11 protein-coding genes are annotated in these 13,445 nt (G+C 72.8%); 7 read left to right on the top strand and 4 right to left on the bottom strand.

What is annotated here, in order from left to right:
* Positions 1–24 precede the first annotated feature (24 nt).
* Positions 25–1,299, bottom strand: coding sequence for a deoxyguanosinetriphosphate triphosphohydrolase (locus ACIRU3_RS24390; protein ID WP_404059820.1), 1,275 nt, complete (start codon positions 1,297–1,299; stop codon positions 25–27).
* Positions 1,300–1,383: 84 nt separating this feature from the next.
* Positions 1,384–2,253 (bottom strand): sirohydrochlorin chelatase, encoded by an 870-nt coding sequence (locus ACIRU3_RS24385; RefSeq protein WP_404059818.1) that lies wholly within the window; start codon positions 2,251–2,253, stop codon positions 1,384–1,386.
* Between the two features lie 153 nt (positions 2,254–2,406).
* On the opposite strand from ACIRU3_RS24385, the gene ACIRU3_RS24380 reads away from it, so the two are divergent.
* The 3 genes from ACIRU3_RS24380 (at position 2,407) to ACIRU3_RS24370 (ending at position 6,501) form a co-directional block, all read left to right on the top strand.
* Positions 2,407–3,084 carry a vancomycin high temperature exclusion protein gene (locus tag ACIRU3_RS24380; protein WP_404059815.1) on the top strand — a complete coding sequence of 226 codons (678 nt, stop codon included), beginning with the start codon at positions 2,407–2,409 and terminating at the stop codon, positions 3,082–3,084.
* 103 nt (positions 3,085–3,187) lie between these two features.
* Positions 3,188–5,473 carry a molybdopterin oxidoreductase family protein gene (locus ACIRU3_RS24375; protein ID WP_404059812.1) on the top strand — a complete coding sequence of 762 codons (2,286 nt, stop codon included), beginning with the start codon at positions 3,188–3,190 and terminating at the stop codon, positions 5,471–5,473.
* Positions 5,474–5,670: 197 nt separating this feature from the next.
* The gene (locus ACIRU3_RS24370) at positions 5,671–6,501 is read left to right on the top strand and encodes an arylamine N-acetyltransferase (RefSeq protein ID WP_404059809.1); all 831 of its coding nucleotides are present in this window, start codon (positions 5,671–5,673) and stop codon (positions 6,499–6,501) included.
* On the opposite strand, the gene ACIRU3_RS24365 is transcribed toward ACIRU3_RS24370, so the two are convergent.
* Complete coding sequence (locus ACIRU3_RS24365; protein WP_404059807.1) at positions 6,502–6,933, bottom strand: gamma-glutamylcyclotransferase family protein; 432 nt, start codon at positions 6,931–6,933, stop codon at positions 6,502–6,504. It lies immediately after the preceding gene.
* 139 nt (positions 6,934–7,072) lie between these two features.
* On the opposite strand from ACIRU3_RS24365, the gene ACIRU3_RS24360 reads away from it, so the two are divergent.
* On the top strand, positions 7,073–8,722 hold the full coding sequence (locus ACIRU3_RS24360; protein WP_404059804.1) for a M4 family metallopeptidase: 1,650 nt from the start codon (positions 7,073–7,075) through the stop codon (positions 8,720–8,722).
* 64 nt (positions 8,723–8,786) lie between these two features.
* Here the strand turns inward: ACIRU3_RS24360 and ACIRU3_RS24355 are convergent, their stop codons facing one another.
* Positions 8,787–10,283, bottom strand: a complete 1,497-nt coding sequence (locus ACIRU3_RS24355; RefSeq protein WP_404059801.1) for an MFS transporter — start codon at positions 10,281–10,283, stop codon at positions 8,787–8,789.
* Between the two features lie 174 nt (positions 10,284–10,457).
* On the opposite strand from ACIRU3_RS24355, the gene ACIRU3_RS24350 reads away from it, so the two are divergent.
* From ACIRU3_RS24350 to ACIRU3_RS24340, 3 genes are all read left to right on the top strand, one after another.
* Positions 10,458–11,195 (top strand): TetR/AcrR family transcriptional regulator, encoded by a 738-nt coding sequence (locus tag ACIRU3_RS24350; RefSeq protein WP_404059799.1) that lies wholly within the window; start codon positions 10,458–10,460, stop codon positions 11,193–11,195.
* A 763-nt stretch (positions 11,196–11,958) separates the two neighbouring features.
* The gene (locus tag ACIRU3_RS24345) at positions 11,959–12,480 is read left to right on the top strand and encodes a hypothetical protein (RefSeq protein WP_404059796.1); all 522 of its coding nucleotides are present in this window, start codon (positions 11,959–11,961) and stop codon (positions 12,478–12,480) included.
* A 207-nt stretch (positions 12,481–12,687) separates the two neighbouring features.
* Positions 12,688–13,308 (top strand): class F sortase, encoded by a 621-nt coding sequence (locus tag ACIRU3_RS24340; RefSeq protein WP_404059793.1) that lies wholly within the window; start codon positions 12,688–12,690, stop codon positions 13,306–13,308.
* The last annotated feature ends 137 nt before the right edge of the window (positions 13,309–13,445 follow it).

Genomic DNA, 13,445 nt, shown 5'->3' with positions numbered 1-13,445 from the left:
AGGCCACCCAGGGTCACTTTCCTTTCACATATGCCCCGTCAGTCTCGCGTGCAGCGAGCGGGCGGAGGCGTCGGTGAGGGAAGCGATCTGGTCGACGATCACCCGCTTGCGCGCGTTGTCGTCGGGTGCCCCCTCGAACAGCGCCCGGAACTGCGGCTCCAGACCGTCCGGCGCCCGGGCGGTGAGCGCCTCGGCCAGCTCGGCGACGACCACCCGCTGGTCGGCGCGCAGCCGCTCCTGCTCGGCGCGCTGCATGACGTACCGGTCGGCGACCGCCTTGAGCACCGCGCACTCCATGCGGGTCTCGCGGGGTACGACGAGTTCGGCCTCGTAGCGGGTGAGCCGGCCGTTGCCGTACGCGGCGCGGGTGGCCACCTCGGCGGCCAGGCAGAACCGGCCGATGAGCTGGCTGGTGGCGTCCTTGAGGCGGGCCTGGGCGACCGCCGTGCCGTCGTACCCGTGCGGCCACCACTCCTGGTCCTGGAGTCGGTCGAGGGCGGCGGCGAGTTCGGCCGGGTCGGTGTCCGCGGGGACGTACCGTCCGACGGCCACCGCGAACACCTCCTGCCGCTCGGGCTCGGCGTGCAGGCAGTTGGGGTCGACGTGGGCCGCGTGCAGGCCGTCCTCGACGTCGTGCACCGAATAGGCCACGTCGTCCGACCAGTCCATGACCTGGGCCTCGAAGCAGGTGCGGGTGCCGGGGGCGGTCTTGCGGACCCAGTCGAAGACCGGCCGGTCGTCCTCGTACACACCGAATTTCTGGGACGCCGGGTCGGTGGGGTGGGCGCCGCGCGGCCAGGGGTACTTGGTGGCGGCGTCCAGGGCGGCGCGGGTGAGGTTGAGGCCGACGGAGCCTTCGTCGGTGAAGCGCTTGGGCTCGATGCGGGTGAGCAGTCGCAGGGACTGGGCGTTGCCCTCGAAGCCGCCGCAGTCGTCGGCGAACTCGTTCAGGGCCTGTTCGCCGTTGTGACCGAAGGGGGGATGGCCGAGGTCGTGGGAGAGACAGGCCGCTTCCACCAGGTCGGGGTCGCAGCCGAGGGCCGCGCCCAGCTCCCGGCCGACCTGGGCGCACTCCAGGGAGTGGGTCAGCCGGGTTCTGGGACTGGCGTCCCAGGCCTGGCTGCGGGTCCCCGGGGTGACCACCTGGGTCTTGCCCGCGAGGCGTCGCAGGGCCGCGGAATGCAGGATGCGGGCGCGATCGCGCTGGAAGGCGGTGCGGCCTGGGCGTTTGTCGGGTTCGGGTGCCCAGCGGTCGACTGACGTCGGGTCGTAGGCGTCGAGGGGTGCGGTGCCTTCCATGGTTCGACATTAAGCGTCGGCACTGACAAATGGGTGGCGCCGGGCGGTCGGTCGTCTGCCGGGGCGGGTCGTCCGCCCGCTGTTTCAGGCCGACGCCAGTTCCGGCTCTGTCGTTGCCGGCGTCGCGAGAGTCCGGTCGTAGCGGTGGAGGATCAGGCGGGCCATCGCCGGGTGGGCACCCAGCGGGGCCGAGGCGATCCAGGGTGCCTGGTCCGCGCACTGCGTCGCGAAGCGGCCGGGAGCCGTGAAGCAGGAAGCGACTGCGACTCTGTGGCGGCCGCGCGCCGCCAGCGCGCGCAACGCCGTCGGGACCGTCGGGGCCGCCGCCGAGGCGTACGCGGGGACCACCGGGACGCCCAGGCGCGCGGCCAGGAGACGGGCCGTGCGGCGGGTGTCGGTGGCCGAGTCGGGGTCGCGGGAGCCGGCCGCCGCGAGGACGACGGCGCACGTCCGGCGTGTGGCGTCGTCCATGCGGGTGCGCCAGCCGGCCTCGACGAGACGGTCGTACAGGGTCTCCGCCACCAGCGGGTGCGGGCCGAGCGGGGCGGCCAGGCGCACGCGTGCCGGTGCGGCGGCGGCCATCTCGGGGATGTCCTGCTTGACGTGGTAGCCGCGGCTGAGGAGCAGGGGGACGAGGACGGCGGGGCTGTCGCCGAGGGCGGCCAGGGTGCCGGGGAGCAGGGGTTCGTTCAGCTCGATGTGACCCAGGTGGAGGGGAAGGCCGGGGCGCAGTTCGCCGACCCGGTCCATCAGGGCCCGTACGGTGTTCAGCGCGCGCGGGTCGCGGCTGCCGTGGGCGACCAGGACCAGGGCGGGCGGGGCCGGGCGGCGGCGTCCGCTCAGCGAGACGAGCCTGAGCTGGCCGGCGAGCCGGCTGCTGATGCTGTTCATGAGGTTCGCCGTGCTGTCGAGGTGGATGTGGGACTCGTCGCGAGGAGGGTTCGACGCCGTCATGGAAGGATCCTGGCGGTTCGAGGTTGCGCCGCCGTTGCCGTGCCGTCACGGGTATTTTCCGTAGGATCACCGCGGGCGGACGCGGGATGTGAGGCGAACCGGATCGGTGTCCGTCGCGTCCTCCTTGGTCGGAACCGATCAATGGGGGACCGTATGAAGATCCGTCGACCGCGGCTGCCGCGCACCCGTACCGGGCAGCGGCGGCTGGTGCAGGCCGTGATGGCCGGATGTGTGCTGGCGCTGCTGCCGGCCACCTGGCTGTACGTGTCGACGGCGGACCGGCTGCGGACGACGGCGGACGCACCGCGCACCGACGTCGCCATCGTGTTCGGGGCCGGGCTGTGGGACGGGGAGCCCTCGCCGTACCTCGCGCACCGGCTGGACGCGGCGGCGAAGCTGTACCGGGCGGGCCGGATCAAGGTCGTGCTGGTCACCGGTGACAACAGCCGCAAGGAGTACGACGAGCCGGACGCCATGCGCGCGTACCTCAGGAAGCACGGGGTGCCGGATGCGCGGATCGTCAGCGACTACGCCGGTTTCGACACCTGGGACTCCTGTGTCCGGGCCAGGAAGATCTTCGGGGTGGACCGGGCCGTGCTGATCAGCCAGGGGTTCCACATCCGGCGGGCGGTGGCGCTGTGCCAGGCCGCGGGTGTGGCGTCGTACGGGGTCGGGGTGGCCGCGAAACACGACGTGACCTGGTATTACGGTGGCACGCGCGAGATGTTCGCGGCAGGCAAGGCGGCGCTGGACGCGGTCTTCCATCCGGATCCGCGGTTCCTCGGACCGAAGGAGCCGGGCGTGACGCGGGCGCTCGCCGCGGGGCGCTGACCGCACCCTCACGGCGCTCGTGCGGGCGCGGGGAGGTCGTCGCCCCGGCCGTGTAACAGGGAGCGGGCGCGGGCCGTAACACGCCCGAAGCACCCTGGTGGGCATGGAGACCGCCTCGACGCCCACCCACTGCCCGTACTGCGCCCTGCAGTGCGGGATGAACATCACGCCCCTGCCGCGGGGGGGCGTCGAGGTGACCGAACGGCCGGACTTCCCGGTGAACCGGGGTGCGCTGTGCGGCAAGGGCCGTACCGCTGCGGAGGTGCTGTCGCCGGCGGTGCGGCTGACCTCGCCGCTGGTGCGGTCCGGCGGCCGGCTGGTGCCCGCCTCCTGGGCGGAGGCGCTGGGCCGGGTCGCCGAACGGCTGGGGAGGACGCGGGAGCGGTACGGGCCCGACGCGGTGGGGGTCTTCGGTGGTGGCGGGCTGACGAACGAGAAGGCGTACACGCTCGGCAAGTTCGCGCGGGTGGTGCTGGGCACCTCGCAGATCGACTACAACGGGCGCTTCTGCATGTCGTCGGCTGCGGCCGCCGGCACGAAGGCGTTCGGTCTCGACCGGGGGCTGCCGTTCCCGCTGGAGGACATCCCGCGGACCGGATGCGTGATCCTCGTCGGCTCCAACCTCGCCGAGACCATGCCGCCGTCGCTGCGCTTCTTCAGCGAGCTGCGGGAGAACGGCGGCACACTGATCGTCGTCGACCCGCGCCGTACCCGGACCGCCGAGCAGGCCGACCTGCACCTCGCGCCCCGGCCGGGCACCGATCTCGCGCTCGCCCTGGGCCTGCTGCACCTGGTGGTGGCCGAGGGCCGTACCGACGAGGACTACATCCGGGAGCGCACGGCCGGCTGGGAGGAGGCCCGGGCGGCGGCAATGGCGCACTGGCCGGAGTACGTGGAGCGGATCACGGGGGTGTCCGTGCCACAACTGCGGGAAGCGGTACGGATGTTCTGCGAGCCGGAGTCCGCGATGGTGCTCACCGCGCGCGGGCCGGAACAGCAGTCCAAGGGGACGGACACGGTGGGGGCGTGGATCAACCTGTGCCTGGCGACCGGCCGCGCGGGCCGGCCGCATTCCGGGTACGGCTGTCTGACCGGACAGGGCAACGGGCAGGGCGGCCGGGAGCACGGCCAGAAGGCCGACCAGCTGCCCGGCTACCGCAAACTGGACGACCCGGCGGCGCGGCGGCACGTGGCCGAGGTGTGGGGCGTGGATCCCGACTCGCTGCCCGGGCCGGGACGCAGTGCGTACGAGCTGCTCGACGCGCTCGGCACGGACGTCCGCTCGCTGCTGCTGATGGGGTCCAACCCGGTGGTGTCGGCGCCGCGCGCGGCCCACATCGAGGAGCGGCTGCGCTCGCTGGACTTCCTGGCCGTGTGCGATGTCGTCCTCTCGGAGACGGCGGAGCTGGCGGATGTCGTCCTGCCGGTCACCCAGTGGGCCGAGGAGACGGGGACGACGACCAGCCTGGAGGGCAGGGTCCTGCTGCGCCGGCAGGCGATCGCCCCGCCGCCGGGCGTCCACAGCGACCTGTACGTCCTCCACGAGCTGGCCGCGCGGCTGGGAGTGGAGAAGGGTTTCCCGACCGACCCCGAGGAGGTCTTCGAGGAACTGCGCAGGGCCAGCGCGGGCGGCCCGGCGGACTACTCGGGGCTCAGCTACCGGCGGCTGGCGAAGGAGAACGGGGTCTTCTGGCCCTGCCCGGCGGGCCCTGCGGGGCACGGCAGCAGCGAAGCCCCGACGGACACCGCGGGCCGTCCCGCGTCGGTCCCCGACGACGGCGAGGACGCGCTGCCGGACGCGCTGCCGGACGACCCGGCCGGGGAGACCGGGGACGCCGGGGAGACCGGATCCGGCACGCTCGCCGGCGTCTCGGCCCACGACGCCGGACCCGCCGTACCCGCTGCCCCCTCAGCCCCCGGCGTACACCCCGGAACTCCCCGTCTCTTCCTCGACCGGTTCGCCACCGAGGACGGCCGGGCGCGGTTCGTCGCCGTGGCGCATCGGGCGAGTGCCGAGGAGCCGGACGCCGAGTACCCGCTGCTGCTGACGACCGGCCGGGTGGTGTCCCAGTACCAGTCGGGGGCGCAGACCCGCCGGGTGGCGGAGCTGAACGCGGCCGCGCCCGGCCCGTTCGTGGAACTCCACCCGCGCCTCGCGGCCCGGCTGGGCGCGGCCGAGGGCGACCCGCTGGCCGTGGTCTCCCGGCGCGGCCGGGCCGTGGCCCCCGCGCGGATCACCACCGCCATCCGCCCCGACACCGTCTTCATGCCCTTCCACTGGCCGGGCGAGGGCCGCGCCAACACCCTCACCAACCCGGCCCTGGACCCGATTTCGCGGATGCCGGAGTTCAAGACGTGCGCGGTGCGGGTGGAGGCGGTGAAGCCGTAGAGCGAGGGCGTCCGGGCCCCGTGCCGGCCCGCACAGCGCTGGTCCCTCGGGTCGTCAAGGTGCTCACGGACGCCGCGGAGCACATCGAACGGCACTGCAGGTGTGCCTGGGAGAATCCGCGTCCCAGGACCACAGGAGGAGGCCGTTTCCGTCTCTGGCACGCGGCTGAGGTGGGGGGATCCGCGTAGGTTCGAAGCATGTCCGACACCGAGCAGTTCGACCTCGACGCCTATCTGCAGCGCATCGGATGGAAGGGCGGCAGGCAGGCCGACCTGCCGACGCTGCGGGGCGTGCACCTCGCGCATGCCCTGAGCATCCCCTTCGAGAACCTGGAGCCCCTGTCCGGTACGGCTCCGTCCCTCGCGCCGGGCGATCTGATGGCCAAGCTGGTCCGTGGCCGGCGCGGCGGCTACTGCTACGAGCACAACACCCTGCTCAGGCTGGCACTGGAGGGGCTCGGGCTCGGAGTGAGCGGGCTGGCCGGCCGCGTCGTGCTCGGTGCGGAGACCGTGGAGAGCCGTCCGCGTACGCACATGATGCTGCGGGTGGAGGTGCCGGGTGATCCACAGTCGTATCTGGCGGACGTCGGGTTCGGGGCGGCCGGTGCACTGCTGCAGCCGGTGCCGCTGGCCGTCGGCGAGGAGTTCGAGGGAGGCGGCCGCCGGCACCGGTTGGTGCACCTGCCGCACGGCGGGCCGTTGGAGCTGTGGGCGCTGCAGGCGTACGACCGGGACACCCGGGACTTCGTGAGCCAGTACGCGTTCACGCTGGAGCCGTTCGCCGCGCCCGACTACGAGGTGTTCAACTGGCACATCGGCACCAACCCCCGCTCCCCCTTCACCCACCGCGCGTACCTGGTGCGGACCACCTCCGAACGGCACCTCGCTCTGGACGGCGCCCGGCTGGTCGAGACCCGCGCCGACGGCACCGTGACCGAGCGCAAGCTCGCCGAGGAGGCGGAGGCACGGCGCGTGGTGGCGGAGGAGTTCGGGATCGCCGTGCCCGAGGGGCTCACGCTGCTGGGCTGATCAGCGCCGGGCCAGCCAGTCGCCGCCCGCGATCACCCGCCCCCGCCCCCGCAGCCGGTCGGCGACGCGCGGCGCGGCCAGGTACACCCAGGCCCGGACGGCCGTGCCGTCGGCCCGTACGACGTCCCGGGCGACCCGCTCGTACAGATTGCGGGGGTCGCCCGGCAGGTATTCCTCCAGCCGGTCCAGGTCCGCGAGCAGGCGGCCGTACACCTCCGGCAGCGCGGTGACCAGCTCGCCGCTGACAGCTTCCCCGGGTGCCTCGACGGCGTAGGGGTAGCCGGGGCCGTCGTAGAGCGCCGCGTCCGGGAGGCGGGCCGGCTCCTCCATGTCCGTGCGGCCGCGCAGGAACAGGTCGTGGTTGGGCTCGCCGGGGCGGAGCGTGCCGTAGACGAAGAAGGGCAGCGGGTCTCGGGAGTCCGGAACGATCACGGAAACGATTCTGTACCCCCTCCGGCTCCCCACACATCTCCATGGCGGCGCTATGGACATGACATGTCATGCCCTCTTAAATCTCAGTCGGCATCAGCGCCACCCCCACGCCTCGAAGGCGCCTCCCCCAAGGAGACAGATGAGCCGGATACGTCAGCACGTCCGAGGATCCCGTCGCCTCGTCACCGCCGGCATCGCCGCCACCACCGCGACCATGCTGGCCGCCGCTCTTTCCCCCGCCGCCCACGCCGACGGCCGGCCGACCCGGGCCACCGCCGTCGAGAACGCGGCCTCCGCCCTCCTGGCGCAGGCCGCGAAGCTGGGTCTGACCGCCGCCGAGGACACCAGCGTCCGGGACGTGATCGTGGACAAGGACGGCACCCAGCACGTCCGCTACGACCGCACCTACCATCAACTCCCCGTCCTCGGCGGTGACTTCGTGGTCCACCTGGCCAAGGACGGCGCCTACCGCAGCGCCGACCGGGCGACGAGGAACCCCATATCCCTGTCCTCGATCATCCCCAAGGTGTCGGGCCCCAGAGCCGCCGACCTCGCCGTGAACGCCCTCCGCGCCGCCAACCTCGGCGAGGCGCTGAAGAGGGTCAAGGCCAAGCCCGAGCTGATCGTCGACGCCCTGCACGGCGCTCCGAAGCTCGCCTGGCGCACCAACGCCGTCGGCCAGGACTCGCTCGGCAACCCGGTCGCCCGGACCGTGCTGACCGACGCCCGCACCGGCGCCCAGATCGACGCCTGGGACAGCATCGAGACGGCCACCGGCGACGGCAAGTCGCTGTACAGCGGGACCGTGCCGCTGGAGACGACCCAGTCCGGGTCGTCGTACCAGCTGAAGGACCCGACCCGCGGCAACACCTACACCGGTGACGCGGAGAACAAGACCGACCTGTGCATCTTCGGCATCTGCTTCGTCCGGGCCCCCGCGACCCTGTTCACGGACGCCGACAACCACTGGGGCACGGGCAGCACCGCCGACCGCTCCTCGGCCGCCGTCGACGCCCAGTACGGCACCAACGAGACCTGGGACTACTACAAGAACGTCCACGGCCGCAGCGGCATCGCCGGTGACGGCAAGGGCTCGTACAACCGCGTCCACTACGGCAGCAACTACAACAACGCCTTCTGGGACGACAGTTGCTTCTGCATGACGTACGGCGACGGTGACGGCACCACCTTCGGGCCGCTGGTCGCGCTGGACGTGGCCGGGCACGAGATGAGCCACGGGGTGACGTCGAAGACGGCCGCGCTGACCTACTCGGGCGAGTCCGGCGGGCTCAACGAGGCCACCTCGGACATCCTCGGCACGATGGTCGAGTGGTACGCGAGCAACGCCTCCGACCCCGGTGACTACCTCATCGGCGAGGAGATCGTCCGCTCCGGCTTCGGCAAGCCCGCCCTGCGCTTCATGGACAAGCCGTCCAAGGACGGCAACTCGGCCGACTACTGGAGCAGTTCGGTCGGCAACCTCGACGTCCACTACTCCTCGGGCGTCGCCAACCACTTCGCGTACCTGCTCGCGGAGGGCAGCGGGGCGAAGACCATCAACGGGGTCAGCTACGACTCGCCGACCTCCAACGGCTCGACGGTCACCGGCATCGGCCGGGACAAGCTCGGCAAGATCTGGTACCGGGCGCTGACGGTCTACATGACGTCCTCCACGAACTACAAGGCCGCCCGGACGGCCACCCTCAGCGCGGCCAAGGACCTCTACGGCGCGGGGAGCACGGAATACAACGCGGTGGCGGCGGCCTGGAGCGCCGTCAACGTGAACTGAGAGACCCTGGAACGCCCGGAGGCCGGTGCCTGTCCAGGCACCGGCCTTCGGGTGTGCGCTCCGGTCAGCCGACCGGTTCCGGCTCCTGGGCCGGGGACTCGGCGGGCTGCTCCTGCTCGGCGTCCCGCATGACCACCGTGGCCAGGACCGCCGCCGCCAGGACACCGAGGGCGCTGAGCGCGAAGGTGGTGGACATCGAGGAGGCGAAGGCCTCGCGGGCCGTGCGGAGGAGGCCCGGCCGGGCCGCGGCGACCGCTCCCGCGATCGACTGACGGGCCGCGGCGGGCGCGTCCGCCGGCATCCGGTCCGTGTAACCGCTGGAGAGCAGCGAGCCCAGGATCGCGATGCCGAGGGCCGTACCGGACTGCTGGACCGTGTCGTTCAGGGCCGAGCCGACGCCCGCCTTGTCCGCCGGGATGGTGCCCATCAGCGCGCCGACCGCCGCCGGCATGGCCGCACCGGCACCGAGGCCGAGGAGCCCGAGGGCGATCCCCGGGACGGTGAAGCCGGAGCCTGCGTCGACCGTGGTGAGCAGGGCGAAGCAGGCGACCATCACCAGCATCCCGGACAGGATCACGAACCGGTTGCCGATCTTCGCGGCCAGCTTCACGCCCCCCGCGTTGCCGACGATCGCGGTCACGGCCAGCGGCAGGAAGGCCAGGCCCGCCTTGATCGGCGAGTAGCCGAGGACGAACTGCAGGTACTGGGTCAGGACCAGCAGCAGGCCGCCGTTGCCGATCTGGACCAGGGCCAGCGAGAGCGAACCACCGCTGAAGTTGCGGTGCTTGAAGAGGACCAGCGGGACCATCGGGGAGTTGGTGACGTTCTCCCAGACCACGAAGGCGGCGAGTGCGACGAGTGCGACGGTCAGGCTGATCAGGGAGCGCCCGCCGAAGGCACCGTGCTGCGGGATCTCGATGATCCACCAGACCAGCGCGGTCATCCCGGCCGCGGACAGCACCGCGCCCAGCGGGTCGGCCTTCTGCCACGGCGCCTTCGACTCGGGCATCAGGGTCACACCCGCGAGGACGGCCAGCGCGACCACGGGGACATTGAGGAAGAAGATCGAGTGCCAGGAGAAGTGGTCGACCAGCACACCGCCCAGCACCGGGCTGCCGACCAGGCCGAGCATGGACACCGAGCCCCACGCCGCCATCGCCTTGCCGCGCTCCTCCTCGTCGAAGACGGTGATGAGGATGGAGAGCGTGGACGGCATGATCAGCGCCCCGCCGACGCCCATCGCCACGCGTACGGCGATGAGCTGGCCCGGGTCGGCGGCGAACGTGCCGGCCAGTGAGGACGCACCGAACAGCAGCAGGCCGATCAGCATCACCTTCCGGCGGCCGAACCGGTCACCGAGGCTGCCGGAGGTCAGCAGCAGGCCGGCGAAGACCAGGACGTAGGAGTCGAGGATCCACTGGACGTCCTGGGCGCTCGCGCCGAGGTCCTCGGTCATCGCGGGCACCGCCACGGTGAGCGCCATGTTGTCGATCACCAGGACCAGCGTGCTCAGGCACAGGACGACGAGGATCCACCAGCGGCGTGGGTTGCGGGTTTCCATCGGGTTTTCCTTTCGGGCTTCACCGGATTGCGCACACTGTTCCTTCGGTGCGAACACCGTTCCTAGCGATGCGCACACTGTACGCATGCCGGAACAGTGTGCGCAACCCCGATCGCTGTACGCTGGATGCGCACGACGTACGCACGATCGCCCCCGAGCATCCCGAGGAGCGCCATGGCCGCCAAGGCGAAGCCGAAGCCGAACCCGATCCCCTCCGTCTGGGCGAGGCAGCAGCACGAGCCGGACCAGCCGGCGCTCAGCCGGACCGTGATCGTCCGCGAGGCGATCGCCATGCTGGACGCGGAGGGCATCGAGGCGCTGAGCATGCGCAAGCTCGCGGCCCGGCTCAACGCCGGCGCGACCTCCCTCTACCGGCACGTCGCCACCAAGGACGAGCTGATGGAGCTGGCCGTGGACGAGGTCGCCGCCGAGATCCATGTGCCGGCGTCCCACAGCCCCGACTGGCGGGCCGCGGTGACCGAGGCGGCGGTCTCCTTCCGTGCGACGGCCCTGCGGCACCCCTGGGTGTCCTCGGTGCTCGGCCAGGCCGGTCTCGCCTACCTGGGCCCGAACCTCATGGCCTTCTCCGAGCGGCTCGCCGCGCTGTTCACCGCGACCGGCTTCCCCGAGCCCGGCGGCGCGATCGACGCGGTGCTGTCGTACACGATCGGCATGAGCACCACCGAGGCCGCCTGGCTCACCACGGTCGCCCGCTCCGGCGAGACCGAGGCCGGCTTCATCGCCCGGCTGCTGCCCGCCGCCCAGCAGGCGGCGGCGTCCCACGACCACCTCGCCGACTCCTACCAGGAGGCCGGCGCAGCGACCGAGGACCCCGCCGAGTTCCGCGAAGCCAAGTTCAGGTACGCCCTGGAGATCGTCCTCGACGGACTTGCCCTGCGCCTGCCGCATTAGGGCCCGTCCGGCGGATCAGGCCGGCTCCGGGCAACGGTGCCTCGCCAGCGCGGGTGAGGGGGGTCCGGCGCGTGCAGCTGCACGGGAGACAGGCCCTGCCCCCGGGCCTTTCGACCGGAATCATTCGGAGCCGCCGCGCACGGTCGCCGACGAGAAGAAGCGCGGCACAGGGTCCGCCACTTCTCAGGAGGCGGCCCCTTCACCGTCGCGCGCGCACGGACGGCACGGACGGCACGGCGGCGGGGACAGCGGGGCGGGAGCGCGGGCCGCGGCGGGGAAAGCGGGACGGCGGCACGGACGGCACGGACGGCACGGCGGCGGGGACAGCGGGGCGGGAGCGCGGGCCGCGGCGGGGAAAGCGGGACGGCGGCACGGACGGCACGGACGGCACGGCGGCGGGGACGGCGGGGCCCTGGCGGCAGGGACCCTGCGGGCGGCGAGTGCCGCGGAGTCAGGCGCCCCTGCTGCGGCGGTGGTTGCCGGGCGGCTGACGGACCGTCGGGCGGCGGGTGTGCCGGTCACCCGTTCACCGGTGGCCCGCAGGCCATTCGTGTTCTTTTCGCCGACGCCGTCGCGTACGCCCATGACCTGCCGGAACTCGGCTCCGCTAGGCCGTGTGGGGGTCACGGGCGCCACCCGTTCACCCCATTCCTGACGGGTTGTCAGAGAGCGGACCGGCCCGAGTGCCACTTACCTCGGAAGGGCAGGGGCGCACCCCCTGAACGAGTCGGATGACCGAGTCGGACAAGCTCAGGGGAGCACCATGCGACGCACCGCCCGTCTGCTGACCGGTACCGCCCTCACCGTGGCCGCGACGGGCCTCGCCACCGCACCGGCCCACGGCGGCGAGACCGGCAGCCTGCTGGTGTACCCGTCCACCACGATGCCGGGCAGCCAGGTCACGGTGAACACCGCGGCGTGCGGCGAGAAGGGCGCGGCGCTGGGTGACGCGGGCGCGGTCGGCGCCGGGGTCTTCACGCTGGCGCCCAGCACGCACGAGGGCGAGGCGATCGGCCGGTTCCGGGTGCCGCCGAGCGCGCAGCCGGGGACGTACGAGATCGTCGCGAAGTGCGCCGAGGGCACCAAACAGGTCACGGGCGACCTGGTCGTGGCGTTGAACGCGGTGCACGAGCAGGTGCAGCCGCGGGGAAGCGTGAAGACGGGGGTCGGCGGCGCACTGGGCACCGACCCCGTACAGACCGCGGCAGGCGTGACGGCTCTGGCCGTCGCCGCCGCGGGCGGTACCTGGCTCCTGCATCGCCGGGCGAGAGGCGACGGGATCTGACGGACACCCTCCGCTGTCCGTCCGCCGGTACCGCACACCCCGCCCCCTCCGGGCCCGACGCCCCTCGCGGCCCGGAGGGGGCTGAGGGTCACCCCGGGGTCCGCCCCAGGGCCCACCGGGGTCCGCCCCAGGGCCCACCGGGGTCCGCCTCAGGGACCCGTCCGGGTCCCGCCTCGCAGGAGGTCCGCCTCCGGGAGAAGGGTGCATATGCGCAGGATCGGGGACACCGCCATAGCCGCGGTCACCGTCGTAGCCCTCGGCTCGGCGGTGTGGCTGCTCGGCGCCGGGGCCGCGACCCACGCGCCGCCGCAGCCGGCGGCCGCCGAGGGGCGGCCCGACCCGGGCGAGGAGCGGCTCGCGGCCGCCGCGCTGGAGCCGTCCCCGCCCACCCGCATCCGCATCCCCGCGATCCGCGTGAACGCCCCGCTGATGGGTCTCGCGCTCACGTCCGCCGGCAGCCTGGACGTGCCGCCCGCCGAGAGGAAGAACCTCGCCGGCTGGTACGAGGCCGGCACCACGCCCGGCGAGACGGGCACCGCGATCGTCGCGGGCCATGTCGACAACACCGAGGGCCCCGCCGTCTTCTACGACCTCGGCGCGCTGAAGCGGGGCGCCGTCATCGAGGTGGACCGCCAGGACGGCAGTGTGGCCGTGTTCACCGTGGACGCGGTGGAGGTGTACGCGGCCCGGAACTTCCCCGACGAGAAGGTGTACGGCGCGGCGAAACGGCCCGAACTGCGCGTCATCACCTGCGGCGGCGGCTATTCGAGAACCACCGGCTACCAGGGCAACGTGGTGGCGTTCGCCCACCTGACGGGCAGCCGCTGAGACACGGCGGAACCCCACCTCACAGCGCTCTCCGGCGCGCACCCGGGACCCTCACATCCGCGGCCCGCCCCCGCTGAGGGCAGCGTTCCTCGTGGGAAACAGGAGTGATGCGGCCGGGTAACCTCGGGGCCGCACGC

This window comes from Streptomyces sp. NPDC101151, assembly GCF_044768335.1.
Taxonomy (GTDB): domain Bacteria; phylum Actinomycetota; class Actinomycetes; order Streptomycetales; family Streptomycetaceae; genus Streptomyces.
This window is presented reverse-complemented; position numbering and strand designations above follow the sequence as displayed.